The organism is Cryobacterium sp. Y29 (assembly GCF_002929825.1).
Lineage (GTDB): Bacteria > Actinomycetota > Actinomycetes > Actinomycetales > Microbacteriaceae > Cryobacterium.
The window spans coordinates 34,434-52,914 of sequence record NZ_PJJN01000023.1 but is presented as its reverse complement, the minus strand read 5'-3'; the positions used below and the strand labels follow the sequence as shown (position 1 = coordinate 52,914).

Genomic DNA, 18,481 nt, shown 5'->3' with positions numbered 1-18,481 from the left:
GGCGTTAGGCGTCACACTTCTGTAAGAAATGATCCCTAGTCTCGCTCCCCGGTGCGGGATAACGTTCCGACATCAACCGTATGAAAGGGATCGACAGCATGACTATTTCTCGGCGACAAGTTTTGTTATTAGGTGGTGTAGGCGCGGTGGGAGCGGGCTTATTGACGCTACCCCTGCGGAATGCGGAAGCAGGAGCCGCGAGCGCTCTTGACCCGAGCGAGTTGCCCCGACCGTATCAAACACCGTTCGTTCAGGCGCCCATTTTGCGACCTGATCGATCGGGAATTGATCCCGTCGATGGTGCGCCCACGCAGTATTACACTCTCGCGGCGATGGCGGCCAGTGCCGCCATTCTCCCTCGGCTGAAAACGCCAATTCTTGGGTACAACGGTATTTTTCCTGGCCCGACCATCAGCGTCGAACAGGGGACAAAGGCTGTAGTGCGCATTCGTAACCAGATGCCCGCCACGCATCCGTACGACGGTCACCCGCTGTACTCGTCTACGCACCTGCATGGATCGGCCTCGCTGCCGCAGTATGACGGCTACGCAAACGACATCACGAATCCGGGATTTCGCAAGGACTACGTGTACCCCAACTTTCAACCGGCCCGCACCTTGTGGTACCACGATCATGCGGTGCATCACACCGCGATCAACGTCTACTCGGGCCTGGCCGCGCAGTACCACCTGCACGATCCGCTGGAACGTGCGCTCCTTCCCCAAGGAGAATTCGACGTTGCGTTGACCATTAATGACGCCATGTTCGCGGTCGACGGATCGCTCGCTTATGAGGACAACAGCCACTCCGGGCTCTGGGGCGATGTGGTTTTGGTCAACGGCCGGCCGTGGCCGGTCATGAAGGTCAAGAAGCGCGTTTACCGGTTCCGCGTCGTGAACGCCTGCATTTCCAGGTCGTTGCGTCCGACCCTCAGCACGGGCGATCCCGTCACAGTCGTCGCCACCGACGGCGGGCTGATGCCGGTATCCCAGTCTGTGGCGAGCTGGCGCCACGCCCCGGCCGAGCGCTATGAAATCCTGATCGACTTCCGTAAATACAAGGCGGGCCAACGGATCGAGCTGCGCAACCTGTCTAACAAAAACAACGTCGACTACGAGTTCACGAACTCGATCATGGCTTTCGACGTCGTTCCGGACCCGGTCGACACGAAAGATCCCACCTGGAACACGATTCCCGTGCAACTGGCCCCTAGTGAGGCGATGTCGCTCAAGCCTTCCGCAACGACGATTCAGCGCCCTTTCAAAATAGCCCGCAACAACGGTTTGTGGACCATTAATGGCACGACATGGGAGCCAATCGTTGCTAGCGGTTTCCGTGACGTGGCGGCGAATCCAGACCTGAACGCGGTCGAAATTTGGGAATTTCACAACCCAGGCGGCGGCTGGTATCACCCCATGCACATCCACCTGATCGACTTTCAAATTCTCAGCCGAAACGGGCAGGCCCCGTTCGCATACGAGAAGGGTCCGAAAGACGTCGTTTATGTGGGCGAGAACGAGAGAGTGCAGGTACTGATGAAGTTCGGGCCACATAGCGGCCGATACATGATTCACTGCCACAACACCGTGCACGAGGATCACGACATGATGGTTCAGTATCGCGTTGGACCCGAGGACGCGGCAGACACCATCACGAACAATCCGATAACGGCGGCCCCGGCACAATGGGACACCGGACTAGCCTGACCCAGATGGAAGTGGGGCCAAGTGTGACGGCTGGCCACCGTGGTGCGAGCGCGACGCGCGTTCGCACCACGGTGGCAGTTATCGTCACTCTGGCCTTACTTTTAGGGTTGCGTCTGTGGGTTGTCGAACCGCTGGTCGTTTCGTCCAACAGCATGGAACCTACAGTTCTTCGCGGAAGCATAATTTTTTTGTTGAAGACCGCGCCACCAGCGGATGCTTTCACCGCCAGGCGGCTCGTGGTCTTTCAAAGTCCCAAGGACGGTCACACGACGATCAAGCGAGTGATCGCCGTCGGGGGCCAGCGAGTCGACATCCGCGATGCCATCCTGTACGTGGATGGGGCCCGGGTCAGTGAACCCTTCGTGGATCACAGTCGAATCGATGGGACATATTTTGGCCCGGTGACCGTGCCGGCGGGCCACGTCTTCGTTCTCGGCGATAACCGCGCTGTATCCATCGACTCGCGCGAATTCGGCGCCGTTCCGCTGGAAAACTTTGACATGTCACTGTTGTGGCCCCACGAGTAAGCAACGATGCTCGTGGCTCAAGTCGTACTACAAAACCACCGAATAATAACCGACGTGATCTTGTTGCTCATGGCCCCATCCTATTGATGTGACTTCAATAGTGGGGGAACCGTCTTGCACCTTATGGTTATGGAATGGACATAACTCTGTGGCGGCAGTATCGGTGGGCGGCCGGGTTACTCCTGGTTCAGGGCGTACTTATGGAAGGGGGCGTCTTCATCGGCGCCCTTGTTCTTATCGTTATGAAGATCCCGCAGACATCCATCGTCGAACACGCCGATGTTTTCGCCCTTCCCTATTTGCAGGACAATCTTTATCTCATGATAATTATGAGCGGGGTTTTCGCGGGTCTGCGTATATGCGGCGCCGTCGGGCTGCTGCGGAACCGACTATGGGGACTGGGGCTTTCCCTGGTCAATTGCATCGTGACGTTAACGCTGATGATCTTTCTGCTTCCCGCCGGCATCCTAGATGGGCTGTTATCGGGTACTGCGCTTGTACTGTTGCTCTTCGCCCGGCTCGGCCACACGCCCGACGGACAACCCAGGCGTATTTTTGATCGCGGTTCTGCAGTGATGTGACCGCAATTTTCCTTGCTGCGGCGACCGAGACCGCTGCCGATGGACGCGAAGAGGTCCACCACCCGTGGGGGCGTGACCCACCTGAAGACATCACGACTTTAGTGTGCGCGGCGCTGGGGTCGTTAGTTCGTCGGGGGTCGGGCGTCGCGGAGCGGAGAACCTTTTCGTTGTAGTCCCGGTTTGTGGGGACTAGGTTATGACCCATGGAGCGACTTCAGCCGTGCGCGACGGTGGCCGTACCGATTTCTGCCCTCGCGCTGGCAGTCGGCGCTGCGGCTTCGTTCGGCATCGGCGATGCAGTCGGGATCCTCAGCGACGCCGCGGAAGGTGTGTCCGTCTTCGCGTGGCTGATGGGTTGGGTGCTTCTCGCCTGGGCGGTGCTCGTCGGTGGAGGCTACGCCGTTCTGCTTGGCCTACGGTCACGTTCTCGGCGGCCGGTATCACGTGTGCACGTCGCGCTTACCGCCTGCGCTCTCGCGCTCATCGCGGTTGTGCTGGTGACCCATCCACTCTGGGGAACCGGATCGGCCGTCGGCAGCTGACGACAGCTCTGTCCTAGATTCGGCGCCGATCTGATGCGGAGCGGTTCTCGCTTGAACGCGCTGCTTTCGCGTGAAACGAAAAGACTGACGCGTGACTATGCACTGTGTGTATAGTTGGGGTCGTGGACAACTCAGTGACTTTGCTCGGATTGCTCAGCGTCGAACCCAGCTATGGCTATGACCTCAAGCACACCTACGATCGTTATTTCGGTGTGCGCAAGCCTGTCGCCTTCGGTCAGGTGTACGCGACTCTCGCGCGCATGACCCGCGATGAGCAGATTCTTGCACTTGCCGACGAGGCCGGCGGCGGTCCCGACCGCAAGAAGTACCAGGTGACGGACCTTGGCCGCACCCGCGTCTCGCAGTGGATGTTCACCCCCGACGTCCCCTCAGAAACTTTGCAGAGCAACCTCTTTGCCAAGACCATCATCGCCCTTCTGATCAACGACAATGCCGACCGGCTCCTCGACGTGCAACGTATCGAACACCTCGCGCGGATGCGCGAGCTCACTCGGGAAAAGCAGGGCGCAGATGTGATGCGAATGCTGCTGTGCGATCACGCCCTCTTCCACATTGAGGCCGACCTGCGCTGGATCGACCTGACCGCCGCCCGGCTCACCCAACTGCGAAACGAGATCACCCTGCCATGACCGCCCTCATCCAGGCACGGGGCCTGCGCAAGTCCTTCGGCACGACGGATGCCCTCCGCGGCATTGATCTTGACATCCATCGCGGCGAGGTTATCGCTGTGATGGGCCCCTCGGGCTCTGGCAAGTCGAGCCTGTTGCACTGCCTCGCCGGTGTGCTGGTGCCAGACAGCGGCACGGTAATCGTCGATGGTATCACCGTCAGCGCGCTCAACGAGGCTCGCCGCTCGGCCCTGCGCCTGACCGAATTCGGCTTCGTTTTTCAGTTTGGGCAGCTCCTGCCCGACCTGACTGCGGTCGACAACATCACCATTCCGCTGCTACTCGGGGGCATGAGACGCAGGCAGGCACTGAAGGAAGCACACGGATGGCTCGACCGCCTCGGCCTTGAAACTGCCGCCGCCAAGCTGCCGGGCGAACTCTCCGGCGGCGAGGCCCAGCGCATAGCGATCGCTCGGGCCCTCGTGGCGCATCCGTCGGTGCTCTTTGCGGATGAGCCCACCGGTTCCCTGGACTCCCTTGCCGCTGAGAACGTTCTGACAGCCATGCTCGAGCTCGTGCGACAGGCGGGAACCACCCTTGTGATGATCACCCACGACCCACGCACGGCGGCCTACGCCGACCGCGAGATCATCGTGCGTGATGGCCAGCTGGCCGCAGGTGACCGAGTCGGGATCTCATGAACCCGAGCATCGTGCGTCTAGCCGTGATCGGCAGCCGTGCCTCCTGGAGTCGGCTCCTGGGCATCACGGCCGGTGTCGCGGTGGGTGTCACTCTCGCGCTCTTGCTCGGGGGCGCTTACCACGGCCTGGACGCCCGCGACGAGCGGTCAAGCTGGATGAGCGCCTCCGGGAACTACGTGGTCGGCGGCGACACGAGCCCGCGCGCGGTGACCGGCGACCTGGCGTCACTCGGCAATGAACGAGTACTGCTGGCCTCCACGACCGACCGGCACGAGGGCACACGGATCGCACGCTTTGATGTCGCTGCACCGACAACGTCGAACCTCACGATTCCGGGCATCACCGACCTACCGCAGTCGGGGGAATACTATGCGTCGCCCGCGCTTATCGACCGCATTGCGCGGGTTCCAGCCGACGAGCTCGGCGACCGCTTCGGAACACTCACGGGAACCATTGGCGACTCGGGTCTCGCGAGCCCCGACTCGCTCGTTGTGGTTGTCGGTGCCGCTGCGAGCGACCTGATCGCACGCCCCACCACACAGATTGTGACCGACTTCACGGGCCTGCCCTACCGCGCGAACTCCAGTTACCAAACCGTGGCGATCGTGGGCGCCATTGCTGTGCTGTTCCCGGTGCTGCTGCTGGTGAGCATCGTGACCGGGCTCGGCGCCGCCGCCCGGCAAGAGCGCTTCGCCACACTACGTCTGATCGGCGCCACCCCGCGCACGGTTGCCGCGATCGCCGCGTTGGAGACGGCGGCCACCAGTCTCGTCGGCGCGCTGCTCGGCGTGCTGATGGCCGCGCTGCTCGGCCCGGTCGCCGCACTCGTTGCCGTCGACGACGGCGTGTTCTTTGCCGCAGACCTCGCCGTGACTCCGCTCACGGCTGCCATGGTGGTGGCGATGACCGTCGCGGCATCCGCGGCGACCGCGGGCTGGCGCATCCGTCGTGCGGGCATCGGGCCGCTCGGCCAGACGAAACAGCGACCAGAGAAGACCCCCTCAATGCTTCGCTTGCTGCCCCTCGCCGGCGGGCTGGGCATGCTCATCGCCACGACCCTCGCCGTGCTCGCCGGACTACCAGTTCCGCGCGTCGGAACGCTGATCATCATCGGTTTCACCATCACCACCGTTGGTCTGCTCGTGGCAGGCCCCTATTTGACCCTGATTGCCGGCCGCATCATGGCGCGGCGCGGCAGAACGGCGGCCGGAATCATCGCGGGCAACCGCATCCGTCGAACGCCCGTGGCCACGTTCCGCTCCGTGAGTGGCCTCGTGGTTGCCGTGTTCATGGTGAGTGTCTTCGCGGGCGCCGCAACAACCGCCGACCGAAGCGCTGCCCCCAGCGTTGGGCCGGGATTACTCGCCGTCAGTACCCTTATCCAATATCTGGAGCCCAGCTCAGACGCGCCCGACCCCGCCCAAACGGATGCAGAATACGCGCGCCTCGCCGCAATCGCCGGCGTCACCGGGGTGGTCACCGTGTACCGGAGTGACTCGGGTGACGGCCCCGACGTGGGCCGGCTCTTGCTCTCGGCGGATGCCGCGAACGGCCTCGGCCTCGGAGCGGTTCCGTCCGCGGCCGTCGTCTCCGTCAATAGCGATGTCCTGACAGGTGCGCCGGCTGTGTTCACCCCGGCGGAAGCAACCGATGTGGCGAAACTCACGCCGCGCATCCTGCTCCTTGGCACTGACGGGTCAACGGCCGCAGTGGAACGGGCGCGTACGGCGTTGCAGTCCAGCACGATTTTCATGACTGGATGGGTGCCCGCGGGCACCCGAACGGACCTCGCCGACGATCGACTGCAGTCCATGGCGGCCAGTTATGCCACCCTCGCGTACTTGGGTATCGGCGTGGCAACGCTCATTGCCGGGCTCTCACTCGCCATCGCCACCATATCGGCCATGATCGACCGCCGGCGCATGCTCGCCCTGCTGCGCCTGCTCGGCATGAACCTCGCCGGCCTCCGCCGCATCATCACCCTCGAAGCGGCTGCCCCGCTACTGGCCGTAATGGCCCTGTCGGTCGGGCTCGGCTTTCTCGTTGCTAACCTCATTCTGGTCGGGCTGACCGACGGCGGCCGATCGGTTGGCTGGCCCGATCTGCGCTACCTCGGAGCGCTCGCAGCCAGCGCAGTGCTCGCCCTCGCCGCAGTCGCCGCTGCGACCAGTCGGCTGGGGAAAACCACGGATTTGGCCGCGATTCGCTACGAATGACCGCCTACTGCAGGATGGATCTCATGCGAAAAAGAACTGACGAGTCGACCCCGGGGGATCACCGCACCCCGCGGGAACACGCCGTAGCCGCATTTACGGCATTAGCCCTCCCGGTCCGAGTGTCCCTCCCGAGCATCGTCACCCTCGTCGAGCAGTCAAGAAAGACCCACATCTCGATCGCATCCTCGTCGCTGCTGAATGGAACCGAAATTTGCGGTCTCTGGCTTTCGCGCGACACCGACGACCTGATCTTCCACGTCGAAACGGATTCGGAACACCATCGGCAGCAGATTGTCTGTCATGAGTTGGCGCACATGATCTTGCGCCATGACGAGGTGGCCGGCCCGACGTTACACGGAGTGCTCGGAGCGGACAGTGCGGGAATCGCGTTCGGCCGTTCCGATTTTCGCGACGAGTTCGAGCTGGCGGCCGAGGCACTGGCCGACCTCTTGACCGGCGCCATCCGCACCAGCACCAAAGAGCCCGCAGGCTTCGAGGGAGTTTTCGGATGATACAACTGATCGTCGCCCTGGCCCTCTGGGGACTCGTGAGCGCGTTGGCGGTCGGTACCCGCCGGCGCACCGATCAGAGCATTCTCTATGCCGCCATCATGATTGCGGTCTCGCTGACCCTGAACATTGATGCGGTGTACTTTGCGGCAGACGGGCTTCTCGGGGGCCGAAACTACGCGGACCTGCCCGCAAACCTGCTCCTTCTTCTGGGTATTTATTTCCTGTCTCGAGCAATTTTGCGCGCATCGTCGCCCAGCCGCGCAAACGCGTCGGCCAGGCCGTTTCGGATCGGGGCCATCATCACGGCCGGCCTCATGGTGACGACCTTTGTCTTCATCGACGCGCCCACAACCTCGGGAACGTTCATGCAGGACTTCGGCAACCAACCCGCAGCGGCCGCTTACTCCCTGATCCAGTTCACCTATTTGGGCATCGTCATGGCCCGCACCGGAACGATCTGCCTGCGCTTTGCCGGACGCATGAGCACCCGGGCTCGTCGACTCGGGTTCCGTATCGTGGGCGCCGGTTGTGGCGCGGCCGTTCTCACTGTGATCAGCGTCGTGGGCATGGATCTTGCGCATGTCTTCGGAGCGATGTCGCTGCTTTCCCTGTTTGCGAGTGCCTACGATGTGCTGAACCTGACCGCGATCCTGCTCCTCTGCTTCGGATTATCTCTCCCGCCGATTCTCGGCAGGGTGAGCAATAGGGTCAATCGGCGAAAACTGCAGGCGGCTCTCCCCGACCTCACTCGCATCTGGGTCGACGTTTCTGCCCAACACCTCGAGTTGGGCGGCGTGGCTCACCCCAACGCACCAGGTTCGGTATCACGCGACGTCGACACCGTTGTGCACCGCATGCTGGTCGAGATCCGTGACGCACTTCTGCTCAACCCAACAGCTCGCGACCGACTTGCGGACGAAGATCTCGCGTTGCTCACAGCGGCCGAGACGCGTATCGGTGCGCAGCGGACATCCGCGTGAGACTCGCTTATCTGGTGGCCGCCGGCAGTCTGGTCGCCGGAGGGCTGGCGAGTGCGAGTCTGATGATTGCAAGTCGGGCCGTCGTCAGACAGATCGTGAGAACGGATGCGCCCAGGCGCGAACGACTCCGCGTCCTCGCGGTCGATGACGTGTCGTCGTCGCCGTACACCGTGACGCTACCGTTGAACGCGGCAACACAGGCGCCGGGCCAATACGCGATCTGGTTCGACTCCGGCCGCGGCTACGCACAGCTCGGGGCAGTCCTGGCCGTTGATGAGCGTGCTCGCATCGTCACGCGTGAGGTCGTCAGCTCGCGCGGCGCACCACTTCGAGCAGGCCACTCGGCGAGGTGGAGCGGGGTCGTACCGTCGCAAGCAGCGGATGTCGGACTGCCGTTCACCGCCGTCACCATTTCGACCGCACTCGGCCCTGCGCCCGCCTACCGCTTCGATGCCCCGAACGACCGGCCACCCGCCTCGACGTGGGCGATCCACATCCACGGGCAGGGCGCGAACAGGGCGAGCCCGCTGCGCGGCGTTCCCGTCGCCCATCGCGCCGGCCTCACGTCGCTCGTGGTCTCGTACCGGAACGACCACGAAGCCCCGAGCTCGCGCGATAGAAAATCGATGCTGGGCCAGACCGAGTGGCGCGATATCGACGCGGCCCTCGAGTATGCCGTGGCCCACGGCGCCGAAAGGATCATTCTCGTTGGCTGGTCAATGGGCGCGATGATCGCTCTGCAGCTCACCCGGTCATCGCAGCATCGGAAGCGAATCATCGGGCTGTGCCTCATCGCCCCGGTCGTGGATTGGCGGTCGACGATTCTCGCCGCCGGCCGCCGAGCGCGCGTGCCGGCTCTCGTGACTCGCCTGGCGCTGGGTGCCCTCGGAAGTCCCTTGTGGCTCCGGGCAACCGGACTGCCGGAGTCGATGCACCTCTTAGATCTCGACTGGATCGACAACGGCTCCGGCCTCAACGTCCCAACGCTGGTACTGCACAGTTTCGGCGATCTCTCCGTTCCGATCGCCCTATCGCGGGCGTTCGCGGATGCCCACACAGACCGAGTCGAGCTCGTCACGCTACCCCCAGCTCCGCACACACTCGAATGGAACAGGAGCCCGCGCCTGTGGGAATCCGCTCTATCCGATTGGCTCTATCGCGTACAGCTTTCGAGAAGTCTCTGGAGTAGCGCGGAATAAGGTCCGGAGCCAAGGACCAGACCGCAATAAAACCAGCGTCTCAACTCCACTGGCGTCTCGAGCCTTGACAATTGCGGCGAACATGCTTGGCTCGTATTACGTGATTTTCTCCGGAACAGTAGCCCCGTGAAAGGAGGTGGCTCGTGAGCCACCACGCCGTTATCAACCCCGCCACCGGCGAGACCATCAAGACGTACGCACAAATTTCGGGTGATGAACTCGAGCAGGTCATCGCATCGGCAGACAAAGCCCACGTCGGCTGGTCACGGTCGTCCTCGACCGCCGAGCGGGCCGCCCTCTTGCGCCGGGTCGGTGATTTGCATGAGGAGCGTCGCGACGAGCTGGCGGCCCTGATCGTGCGCGAGATGGGAAAGCCCGTCGATCAAGCGCTCGGCGAGGTCGACTACGCAGCCGACATCTATCGGTATTACGCCGAGAACGCGCAGGAATTTCTGAAGGACGAACCAATCACCCTTCGCAGCGGCGAGGGTTCCGCCTTCATGCGCTCCACATCGCTCGGTGTGCTCATCGGTGTCATGCCGTGGAATTTTCCGTACTACCAGGTTGCGCGCTTCGCCGCACCGAACCTCATGACCGGCAACACGATCATCCTCAAGCATGCGTCGCAGTGCCCAGAGTCGGCTGCGGCGATCGAGCAAATCTTTCAGGACGCAGGCTTCCCGGCTGGCGCCTATACCAATGTGTACGCGGACAGCGAGCAGGTCGCCACGATCATCGCCGACCCGCGGATACAGGGCGTCTCCCTCACCGGTTCGGAGGGCGCCGGCGCGGCCGTTGCCGAGGTCGCCGGTCGCCACCTCAAGAAGGTCGTGCTGGAACTGGGCGGATCAGACCCGTTCATTTTGCTGAGCACCGACGACATGGCCGCCGCAGTGGATGCCGCCGTCGCCGGTCGCCTCCGAAATGGCGGGCAGGCCTGCGACGCCGCCAAGCGATTCATCGTGATCGATGAACTTTACGATGAGTTCACGGAGAAGTTCACCGCAGCAATCCTGGCCTGCTCTCCCAGCGACCCGACCGTCCCCGGGGCAGACTACGGACCCATCTCGTCCCTCGCCGCGGCCGAGCATCTCGAGGAGCAGGTCGACCGCGCAGTCGCGCAGGGAGCCACCCTGGCGACCACGGGCAAACGGTCGAGCACCTTCTACCCATCGGCCGTGCTCACCGACGTCACGCCAGATAACGACACGTACCATGAGGAGTTTTTCGGCCCCGTGGCATTCGTCTACCGGGCAGCCTCCGAGGATGACGCCGTCACCCTGGCGAACGACACTCCCTTCGGGCTGGGCTCCTACCTGTTCACGACCGATCCCGAGCAGGCACTGCGAGTTGCCGACCGCATCGAAGCCGGCATGGTCTTCGTCAACCTCGTCGACGCCGGCAGCGCAGAGCTACCGTTCGGCGGTGTGAAAAGAAGCGGCTTCGGGCGCGAACTCGGACATTACGGTGCCAGCGAGTTCGTCAACAAAAAGCTCATCCGCATCGGCTGAGCATCGCCGACCGCGGCGGCCGACGCGGCGTATGACGTGTGGCCGCCGACTGCGGGGCGACAGCGGAACCACGCCGCAGGCAGGTCCGTCACGATCCCGCCACCGCGGCCCGTTGGGTGCGTTGAGACTCAACCGTCGCCGCACGTTCTCGTGCGCGCAGGTCCTTACGCAGAATCTTGCCGGAGGCCGACTTCGGAATCACCTCGATGAACTCGACCGCCCGCACCTTCTTGTGCGGGGCGACCCGCTCGCTGATAAAGGCCATGACTTCCTCGGCCGTGACCGCAGACTCAACCACGGTGACGACGAAGGCCTTCGGTATCTCCTGGCCGTCGTCATCCGCTGCACCGATCACGGCCGCGTCCGCGATCTGCGGGTGGGTGAGCAGCAACGCCTCGAGTTCGGCCGGCGCTATCTGGTAGCCCTTGTACTTGATCAGCTCCTTGCTGCGGTCGACGATGGTCACCTCGCCGAACGCGTTCACCGTGGCAATGTCGCCGGTGTGCAGAAACCCGTCGGCATCGATGGTTTCGCGAGTGGCCTTCTCGTTATTGAGATAGCCGAGCATCACGTTCGGGCCGCGTACCAGCAGTTCGCCCCGTTCGCTGACCCCGCTCGAGGGAGCCTCGATCTCGTCCCCGGTTTCGGTCGAGACGAGCTTGCAGTCCATGTTCGGCACCGTCACACCCACCGAGGCGCGCGACAAGTGCGGAGCATCGATCGGAATCAGGTGACTCACCGGGCTCACCTCCGTCATTCCGTAGCCTTGCAGAATGCGACAGTCCAGCCGGGCGGCGACGGCCGCGGCGAGGGCGCCGTCGAGCGGCGCGGCCCCGGAGAGAATGGTGTGCACGCTCGACAGGTCATATTTTTCGACCAGCGGATGCTTCGCCACGGCCACCGCGATGGGCGGCGCGATAAAGACGTAGCTGCAGCGGTGGTCCTGGATCATGCGCAGAAATTCGACGAAGTCGAACCTGGCCATGGTGACGAGGGAGGCCCGCTGTTTGAAGGCGAGATTCAGCAAGACCGTCATTCCATAGATGTGGTAAAACGGCAGCAGCGCGAGCACCTTGTCCTCTGGAACGACGCCGATCAGGTCGCGCGCCTGCTGCACGTTCGCGATGAGGTTGCGGTGGCTGAGCATGACGCCCTTGGGTGCTGCGGTCGTGCCAGAGGAGTAGGGCAGAACGGCCACGTGCGTGGCCGGGTCGATGGTCACGGCCGGCGCTGCGGCATCCGCTGCCAGCAAATCAGCGAGCGACGGATGCCCCGCCTCGCCATCGATGACCACGATGCGCTCGTCTGGAATGCCCGACGCGTGCGCTGCCGCCTTGGCGCCCGGTAGCAGCGGCGAGACGGTGATGAGCCAGGTGGCGACGGAGTCGTGGAGCTGACGGCGGATGTCGTCGGGGGTGTAGAGCGAGTTGATGGTGGTGACGGTGGCGCCCGCGCGCAGGATGCCGTGGAAGACGGCCGTGAATTGAGGCGTGTTCGGGCAGAGCAAGCCCACAACCGTGCCGGGGCCGACGCCTTCTGCGGCAAGAGCCCCAGCCACCCGGGTGATCTGATCGACCAGCGCGCGATAGCTGAGCTCCACTCCGCTGACCCCGTCGATGACGGCGGTGCGATCGAGTTCGGCCTCGCTCAAGTCGTCGAACAGGTAGTCGAAAATGCTGACGTCAGGAATCTCAACGGGAGCGTAGGGGCTCGTGAACACAGGGATCTCCTTCGATCGGATGTGACTTGCTCACGGTACTGCCCTGCGCTGGGGCGAAACTGTGCATATGACCACAGTCACGCTCGTTCACTTGCCGCTGCCCGTTCACCTGCTGGTTACCCGGCGCACCATCGTTGTTGGCACGGCCTGCTTAATGTTTCTAAGCGTAATGGCCTCAATTTAGGAAGGTTTCACGTGGCAATCCGCAGCGCTTTTTCCCGCACCTCTACCCGGACCGGCACGACGGTGCTCGCGGCCGGTGCCGCCGCTCTGCTCATGTTCAGCCTCACCTCCTGCTCAGCAAACACCGCCGACGCAGCCGGCAACGATGCGGCCGGCGCACGCTACGCCGTCGATGAGAACACCCTCGTTTTCGGAGTGGTTCCGGACTCTGTCGATACGCAGACCAACTACCAGCCGCTGATGGACTACATCGAGCAGGAGACCGGAAAGAACGTGGAGTATCACGAGTCCACCGACTATGCCGCGCTTATCGAGGCCGCGATCGCCGGCAAGATCGACGTCGCCTCATTCTCCGGCTTCACCTACATCACCGCCACCAACAACGGTGCGGCCATCACCCCGATCTCCTCGATCGTGACGACCGAGGGTGAGGCGCCCGGGTATTACTCCCAGGCGATCGTGCCGGTTGAGAGCAACATTTCATCACTCGAGGAATTCGCCGGCAAGAAAGTCTGCTTCGTCGACCCGTCCTCGACCAGCGGTTACCTGTTTCCCTCCTATAACCTGCTCGAAGCTGGCGTGGACCCGGTCTCCGACGTGACCCCGGTGTTCGCGGGCAAGCACGACGTCAGCGTGCAGAAGGTGGGCGAAGACAAGGAATGCGAGGTCGGCTTCGCCGAAGACAGCGAGGTCGCCAAGAGTGACAGGGTGAAGGTCATCGCTGAGACCATGGTGCCCGGTGCGCCCATTGTTGTCTCTGACACCCTCCCGGCCGAGCTGAAGACCCAGCTCACGGAGGTGCTCGGTGAGGTCACCATCGACGACATCATCGCTTCGGGCGTAACGAGCGCCGATACGCAGGCCTTTCGCGACACGTTCTTTGCCACAGAGCCGGTGGATGACCAGTACTACGACACCATTCGGGACATTTGCGTGAAGACGTCGGCCTCGCAGTGCCAGGGCTGACCCAGCCTCCACAAGCGATCACCGGTCCCGCCGTCGCGGCGGGACCGGTGATCGCTGTGCGCGGTGTCACCAAGACTTTCGGCGAGACAACAGCACTCCATGACGTGTCGCTCACGGTCGCTCGCGGCGAAATCGTGGTTTTGCTCGGGCTGTCGGGCTCGGGAAAGTCAACCCTGTTGCGACATCTCGATGGTCTGGACCGGCCGGATACCGGCACGGTGACCGTGCTTGGTGCCACGGTATCGCGGCTGCGCGGACGGCCGCTGCGCGCGCTGCGCGGTCAGGTCGGCTTTGTCTTTCAGCAGTTCGAGTTGGTTGGGTCGCTCACCGTACTCGAAAACGTGCTGACCGGAGCGCTATTCCGGGTGCGCGGCCCGCGACTCGGCCTCTGGGGCTACCGCCGCGATCTCCAGCTGGCCGCGCTCGGTCACCTCGACCGCGTCGGCCTGCTCACTCACGCCTATCAGCGCGCGGACACCCTCTCCGGCGGGCAGCAGCAGCGGGTCGGTATCGCCCGGGCGCTCATGCAGAATCCACGTATTCTGCTCGCTGACGAACCGGTGGCCTCGCTCGACCCGGAATCAAGTGCCCAGGTCATGGCACTCATTCGGGAGATCGCCATCGACAGTGGCCTCACCGTGGTGTGCAGCTTGCATCAGGTCGACCTTGCGCTGTCCTGGGGCGATCGCATCGTCGGCCTCCGCCATGGCGAAGTCGTGCTCGACACCGCCACCCAAGGGCTGTCCAAGCAGAACGTGATGGAGATCTACGGCCGGGTAACTACGTCGACCGCCGAGCTCGGCGCGATCGAAACCGAACTGGGAACCGCGCCCGATGAAGACGGTGAGCCCGATGAACAGGGCGAGCTCGACCTGCAGACTTTCAGCTCGGCGCGGGACAACCGCCGGTGACGCTCACGCTCGAACGCCCACAGCCCGGTCAAGCCGATACCACCACCTTGACCCCGCGCCGCTCGCAGCGCCGAGCCCGCCCGGAAAAAGTCGCGGCCGGACTGACCCTGGTTGTGCTCGTGACAGCATCCGTTGTGTCCCTGATCAGCGTGGATATCTCCCTGCCGCAAATGATAGCGAGCTGGTCGAACGCCACCCGGTTCTTCGATCGGGTCGGGATCATCAGCTTTCCCGCGCCGGGCGAACTGCTCTACCTGACCGCTCTCACCGTGGGCCTGGTGCTGCTCGGAACCCTGTTTGCCGCAGTCTTCTCAGTGCCGCTAGCCTGGCTCGCGGCCGCCAACACGTCGCCAGGGCGCGGATGGATGGTGTTCGCCCGTTTTCTCGGCGTAGCGATTCGGGCGGTGCCCGACGTGGTGCTGGCGATGGTCTTTGTGCTCATGTTCTCGCTGGGGACGCTGCCGGGAATCCTCGCCATCGGCATCCATTCGATCGGAATGATCAGCAAGATGTTCGCCGACGCGATCGAGCAGATCGATGACGGGCCCAGGTTGGCCATTCGCGCCGCGGGCGCAACCCGGCTGCAGGAATTCTTCTCGGGTGTGCTGCCGCAGGTACTGCCGTCCTGGGTCGCCACGGTGCTGCACCGCAACGACATCAACCTGCGCGGCTCGGTCATTCTCGGATACGTGGGCGTGGCCGGGCTCGGCCTCGAGATGTCCTACGCCTTCAAATCGCTCAACTATTCGCTGGGGCTCGGTATCGCCGTGGTGATCTTCGCGCTGTGCGTGGTCATGGAGATCGTGTCCAGCGCCGTGCGCACCGTCATGCTCGGGTTCGCACCCACCCGCCACGGGATAGGCGACCGGCTACTGCGCCGAATCGGCGTCACCGGTGTGACAGCGGATGCCTCGCACCACCCCTGGACTTACGCCCGGATACGTAACGCGGTGTGGGGCACGCTCGCCGCGCTGATCGTCATCGGTAGCATCTGGATCTGCGACATCAAATGGGGTGACATCCTCACCTTCTGGTCCTACCTGCCCGAAACCGCAGCCAAGTTCTGGCCGCCGAGCTTCGGCGCCTATGACGCCCCGGTCATGCTGGCGGCCATGGGGGAAACCATCGCCATCGCGCTCGCGGCGACGATCCTCACGCTGCTGGCCTCGATCGTGATCGGCTCCCTCGCGGCCCGCAACGTGGCGCCGAACCCGCGCGTTCGTGCCGGCTTTCGACTCGTGCTCGTGACGATTCGCGGCATTCCCGAAATCATCCTCGCCATCGTGCTCATCGTTGTGACCGGCCTCGGTACCCAGGCCGGCACCATCGCGCTGGCCATCGGCGGCATCGGCCTGCTCGGCAAGCTGCTCGCCGACTCGCTCGAAGAAGTGCGGCCCGGCCCGGAACAGGCGCTCAGGGCCGCCGGTGCCACCCGGCTGCAGGTCTACGCCGGTGCTACGGCGCCCCAGGGCATGAAGGCGCTGATCGGCCACAGTTTCTACATGCTGGACACCAATATTCGCGCGGCCACCATACTCGGCCTGGTCGGCGGCGGCGGGGTCGGGTACTACCTCCTGAACGCCGGGCAGGGGTCGCGGTACGACCTGGTCACCACGATCGTGCTGATGATTCTCGTGACGGTGATCATGGTCGAAGGGCTGGCAGTGTGGATGCGGCGGGTGTTCCGATGACCCGCTTCGACGTGGTCGTCGTCGGCAGCGGAATTGTAGGCCTCGGGCACGCGCTCGCCGCCACCGACCGAGGCCTGTCTGTGGTCGTCGTGGACCGAGCGGGAGCCATCGGCGGGGCATCCGTTCGAAATTTCGGGCATCTGTGTTTCACCCCGCAGAGCGGCCTGGCCCGTGAATTTGCGCTGCGATCGCGCCCGCTGTGGCTGCGCCTGGCAGCGGATGCCGGTGTCTGGCTGCGCGAGTCGGGCACGGTCGTCCTCGCCCGGCAGGATGACGAACTGGCGGTTCTGAACGAGCTGGCGGCCGAGCGGGGAACCGAGTCGCTCTTTGGTCTTGGTCAACCCGACGTGGTGATGCTGAGCGCTGCCGAGGTCAGTGGTCGTTTGCCGCTCGCCCCCGGCACAGCACGGGGTGGGGCGATGCTTGCGTGGGATCTTCAGGTCAATCCGCGCCAGGCCGGAGCCGGCCTTGCCGCGTACCTGGCCAGTCGCGGTGTCGAATTTCGCTATCGAACCGCGGTGACAGCCGTGCGCCCCGGTCGGGTCACAACGACCCGGGGGTCGATCGATGCTGGAACGGTCATCGTGGCGGTCAACCATGACATCGACCAGCTGTACCCGGAGGTCGCGGAGCGCGACGGCATTGTGCGCTGTGGCCTGGACATGCTGCGCGTCGACGCAGGCCTGCGCGCCCCCCTGCCCGCGCCGGTGCTGACCGGCTGGTCACTTCTGCGCTACGGGGCATTCTCCAGCCTGCCAGCCGCTGCTGTCCTGGGCGAACGATTGCGGCGAGAATACCCGGCGCTGGCCGAACTCGATCTCAACCAGATGTACACCCAGTTACCCGACGGCTCGCTGATTGTGGGGGATACCCATTATCGCGGGGCGTCCGTTTCTCCATTCCAGGATGAGCATGCGTTCGAGCAGCTGCTGCAACTCACGCGTGAACTGTTCGGCGTGACGCGCCCGCGCGTGCTGGAACGGTGGCAAGGCGTCTACGCCTCAGGCCGCGCCGACTTTCTCATCGACCAGCCCGAACCCGGCGTCTATCTCGTCGCGGCCACCACTGGGATCGGTATGACGACCGGACTCGGTCTCGCTGAGCACGTCATTGCAACCGTGTGCGATTCACCCATCTCCCTCACCCTGAAAGGCACCCCATGAGCACCGCACCTCTTTCCCTTGATCTTGATCTAGACGATCTGGACACCGAAGACGTTGACGTTGAGCTCGTTGTCTTCGACATGGCCGGCACCACCGTGACCGACGATGGACTGGTCGAGCGGGCGTTCGTGCTCGCCGCCGAGCGCAGCGGATTGGCGGACACCGCCGATGAGCTCGTGGAAGCCGTCGAGTTTGTGCGTCAGACCATGGGGCAGTCCAAACTGGATGTCTTTCGCGAACTGACCGATTCTGAAGACGCCGCCGTCGCTGCGACGGCCGAGTTCGAAACCGCTTATGGCGAACTCGTCGAACAGGTCGGGGTGACGGCGATCGCGGGTGCGGCCGACCTGTTCCAGGAACTGCGGGACGCCGGCGTGAAGGTGGCGCTGGTGACGGGATTCTCTCGAGCGACGCAGGACACCCTCATTGACTCACTCGGTTGGAACGACCTCATCGACGTAAGTCTTTGCCCGGCCGAAGTCGGCCGTGGCCGCCCCTATCCCGATCTGCCGCTCACCGCGCTGCTGCGCACCGGAGCGTCGAGTGTTGCTGCAATGGTTGTCGTCGGCGATACCGCGAGCGACATGCTCTCCGGCCAGAGCGCCGGCGCCGGCCTGATCGTGGGAGTCCTGACCGGCACGCACGACACCGCCACCCTCGAAGACGCCGGGGCTGATGTCGTCATCGAAAGCGTCGCCGACCTCGCCGAGCTGCTCGGCCTGCGCGAGGAGACGATCGAGTAG

At 63.8% G+C, this 18,481-nt stretch carries 17 protein-coding genes; 16 read left to right on the top strand and 1 reads right to left on the bottom strand.

Annotated features, from left to right (window positions below; translation table 11 throughout):
- The first annotated feature begins 332 nt into the window (after positions 1 to 332).
- From CXY74_RS01690 to CXY74_RS01640, 11 genes are all read left to right on the top strand, one after another.
- Positions 333 to 1,706: a multicopper oxidase family protein gene (locus CXY74_RS01690; protein WP_233193128.1), complete on the top strand. Its 1,374-nt coding sequence runs from the start codon at positions 333 to 335 to the stop codon at positions 1,704 to 1,706.
- The gene (lepB, locus tag CXY74_RS01685) at positions 1,685 to 2,233 is read left to right on the top strand and encodes a signal peptidase I (RefSeq protein WP_370446111.1); all 549 of its coding nucleotides are present in this window, start codon (positions 1,685 to 1,687) and stop codon (positions 2,231 to 2,233) included. The genes CXY74_RS01690 and lepB overlap by 22 nt, the downstream gene beginning before the upstream one ends.
- Before the next feature lie 134 nt (positions 2,234 to 2,367).
- Positions 2,368 to 2,814, top strand: a complete 447-nt coding sequence (locus CXY74_RS01680) for a hypothetical protein (protein WP_233193126.1) — start codon at positions 2,368 to 2,370, stop codon at positions 2,812 to 2,814.
- A 203-nt stretch (positions 2,815 to 3,017) separates the two neighbouring features.
- Positions 3,018 to 3,356, top strand: a complete 339-nt coding sequence (locus CXY74_RS01675) for a hypothetical protein (RefSeq protein ID WP_146070015.1) — start codon at positions 3,018 to 3,020, stop codon at positions 3,354 to 3,356.
- 122 nt (positions 3,357 to 3,478) lie between these two features.
- Positions 3,479 to 4,006 (top strand): PadR family transcriptional regulator, encoded by a 528-nt coding sequence (locus CXY74_RS01670; protein ID WP_104198820.1) that lies wholly within the window; start codon positions 3,479 to 3,481, stop codon positions 4,004 to 4,006.
- Positions 4,003 to 4,686, top strand: coding sequence for an ABC transporter ATP-binding protein (locus tag CXY74_RS01665; RefSeq protein WP_104198819.1), 684 nt, complete (start codon positions 4,003 to 4,005; stop codon positions 4,684 to 4,686). Before CXY74_RS01670 ends, CXY74_RS01665 begins: the two co-directional genes overlap by 4 nt.
- Positions 4,683 to 6,902 carry an FtsX-like permease family protein gene (locus tag CXY74_RS01660; protein WP_104198818.1) on the top strand — a complete coding sequence of 740 codons (2,220 nt, stop codon included), beginning with the start codon at positions 4,683 to 4,685 and terminating at the stop codon, positions 6,900 to 6,902. The genes CXY74_RS01665 and CXY74_RS01660 overlap by 4 nt, the downstream gene beginning before the upstream one ends.
- Before the next feature lie 23 nt (positions 6,903 to 6,925).
- Positions 6,926 to 7,414, top strand: coding sequence for a hypothetical protein (locus CXY74_RS01655; RefSeq protein ID WP_146070014.1), 489 nt, complete (start codon positions 6,926 to 6,928; stop codon positions 7,412 to 7,414).
- Positions 7,411 to 8,394 (top strand): hypothetical protein, encoded by a 984-nt coding sequence (locus tag CXY74_RS01650; protein ID WP_104198816.1) that lies wholly within the window; start codon positions 7,411 to 7,413, stop codon positions 8,392 to 8,394. The genes CXY74_RS01655 and CXY74_RS01650 overlap by 4 nt, the downstream gene beginning before the upstream one ends.
- Positions 8,391 to 9,593 (top strand): S9 family peptidase, encoded by a 1,203-nt coding sequence (locus tag CXY74_RS01645; RefSeq protein WP_146070013.1) that lies wholly within the window; start codon positions 8,391 to 8,393, stop codon positions 9,591 to 9,593. The genes CXY74_RS01650 and CXY74_RS01645 overlap by 4 nt, the downstream gene beginning before the upstream one ends.
- 143 nt (positions 9,594 to 9,736) lie before the next feature.
- Positions 9,737 to 11,104 (top strand): NAD-dependent succinate-semialdehyde dehydrogenase, encoded by a 1,368-nt coding sequence (locus CXY74_RS01640; protein ID WP_104198814.1) that lies wholly within the window; start codon positions 9,737 to 9,739, stop codon positions 11,102 to 11,104.
- 88 nt (positions 11,105 to 11,192) lie between these two features.
- Here the strand turns inward: CXY74_RS01640 and CXY74_RS01635 are convergent, their stop codons facing one another.
- Complete coding sequence (locus CXY74_RS01635) at positions 11,193 to 12,824, bottom strand: AMP-binding protein (RefSeq protein WP_104198813.1); 1,632 nt, start codon at positions 12,822 to 12,824, stop codon at positions 11,193 to 11,195.
- A 195-nt stretch (positions 12,825 to 13,019) separates the two neighbouring features.
- Here CXY74_RS01635 and CXY74_RS01630 point away from each other — a divergent pair, with 195 nt between their 5' ends.
- From CXY74_RS01630 to CXY74_RS01610, 5 genes are read left to right on the top strand one after another with little or no spacing between them, the layout of a single operon-like run.
- The gene (locus tag CXY74_RS01630) at positions 13,020 to 13,973 is read left to right on the top strand and encodes a phosphate/phosphite/phosphonate ABC transporter substrate-binding protein (protein WP_233193125.1); all 954 of its coding nucleotides are present in this window, start codon (positions 13,020 to 13,022) and stop codon (positions 13,971 to 13,973) included.
- Between the two features lie 17 nt (positions 13,974 to 13,990).
- Complete coding sequence (phnC, locus tag CXY74_RS01625; RefSeq protein ID WP_104198848.1) at positions 13,991 to 14,884, top strand: phosphonate ABC transporter ATP-binding protein; 894 nt, start codon at positions 13,991 to 13,993, stop codon at positions 14,882 to 14,884.
- Positions 14,881 to 16,575: an ABC transporter permease gene (locus tag CXY74_RS01620; protein ID WP_233193123.1), complete on the top strand. Its 1,695-nt coding sequence runs from the start codon at positions 14,881 to 14,883 to the stop codon at positions 16,573 to 16,575. Before phnC ends, CXY74_RS01620 begins: the two co-directional genes overlap by 4 nt.
- Complete coding sequence (locus CXY74_RS01615; protein ID WP_104198846.1) at positions 16,572 to 17,738, top strand: TIGR03364 family FAD-dependent oxidoreductase; 1,167 nt, start codon at positions 16,572 to 16,574, stop codon at positions 17,736 to 17,738. Before CXY74_RS01620 ends, CXY74_RS01615 begins: the two co-directional genes overlap by 4 nt.
- The gene (locus tag CXY74_RS01610; protein WP_104198812.1) at positions 17,735 to 18,481 is read left to right on the top strand and encodes a phosphonatase-like hydrolase; all 747 of its coding nucleotides are present in this window, start codon (positions 17,735 to 17,737) and stop codon (positions 18,479 to 18,481) included. Before CXY74_RS01615 ends, CXY74_RS01610 begins: the two co-directional genes overlap by 4 nt.

What these genes read in the sequence shown, in the direction of transcription:
- CXY74_RS01655 (WP_146070014.1), top strand. Translation starts at nt 6,926, where the DNA reads ATGCGAAAAAGAACTGACGAGTCGACCCCGGGGGATCACCGCACCCCG.
- CXY74_RS01665 (WP_104198819.1), top strand. Translation starts at nt 4,003, where the DNA reads ATGACCGCCCTCATCCAGGCACGGGGCCTGCGCAAGTCCTTCGGCACG.
- CXY74_RS01610 (WP_104198812.1), top strand. Translation starts at nt 17,735, where the DNA reads ATGAGCACCGCACCTCTTTCCCTTGATCTTGATCTAGACGATCTGGAC.
- CXY74_RS01690 (WP_233193128.1), top strand. Translation starts at nt 333, where the DNA reads ATGGCGGCCAGTGCCGCCATTCTCCCTCGGCTGAAAACGCCAATTCTT.
- CXY74_RS01615 (WP_104198846.1), top strand. Translation starts at nt 16,572, where the DNA reads ATGACCCGCTTCGACGTGGTCGTCGTCGGCAGCGGAATTGTAGGCCTC.
- CXY74_RS01680 (WP_233193126.1), top strand. Translation starts at nt 2,368, where the DNA reads ATGGACATAACTCTGTGGCGGCAGTATCGGTGGGCGGCCGGGTTACTC.
- CXY74_RS01650 (WP_104198816.1), top strand. Translation starts at nt 7,411, where the DNA reads ATGATACAACTGATCGTCGCCCTGGCCCTCTGGGGACTCGTGAGCGCG.
- CXY74_RS01660 (WP_104198818.1), top strand. Translation starts at nt 4,683, where the DNA reads ATGAACCCGAGCATCGTGCGTCTAGCCGTGATCGGCAGCCGTGCCTCC.
- lepB (WP_370446111.1), top strand. Translation starts at nt 1,685, where the DNA reads ATGGGACACCGGACTAGCCTGACCCAGATGGAAGTGGGGCCAAGTGTG.
- CXY74_RS01675 (WP_146070015.1), top strand. Translation starts at nt 3,018, where the DNA reads ATGGAGCGACTTCAGCCGTGCGCGACGGTGGCCGTACCGATTTCTGCC.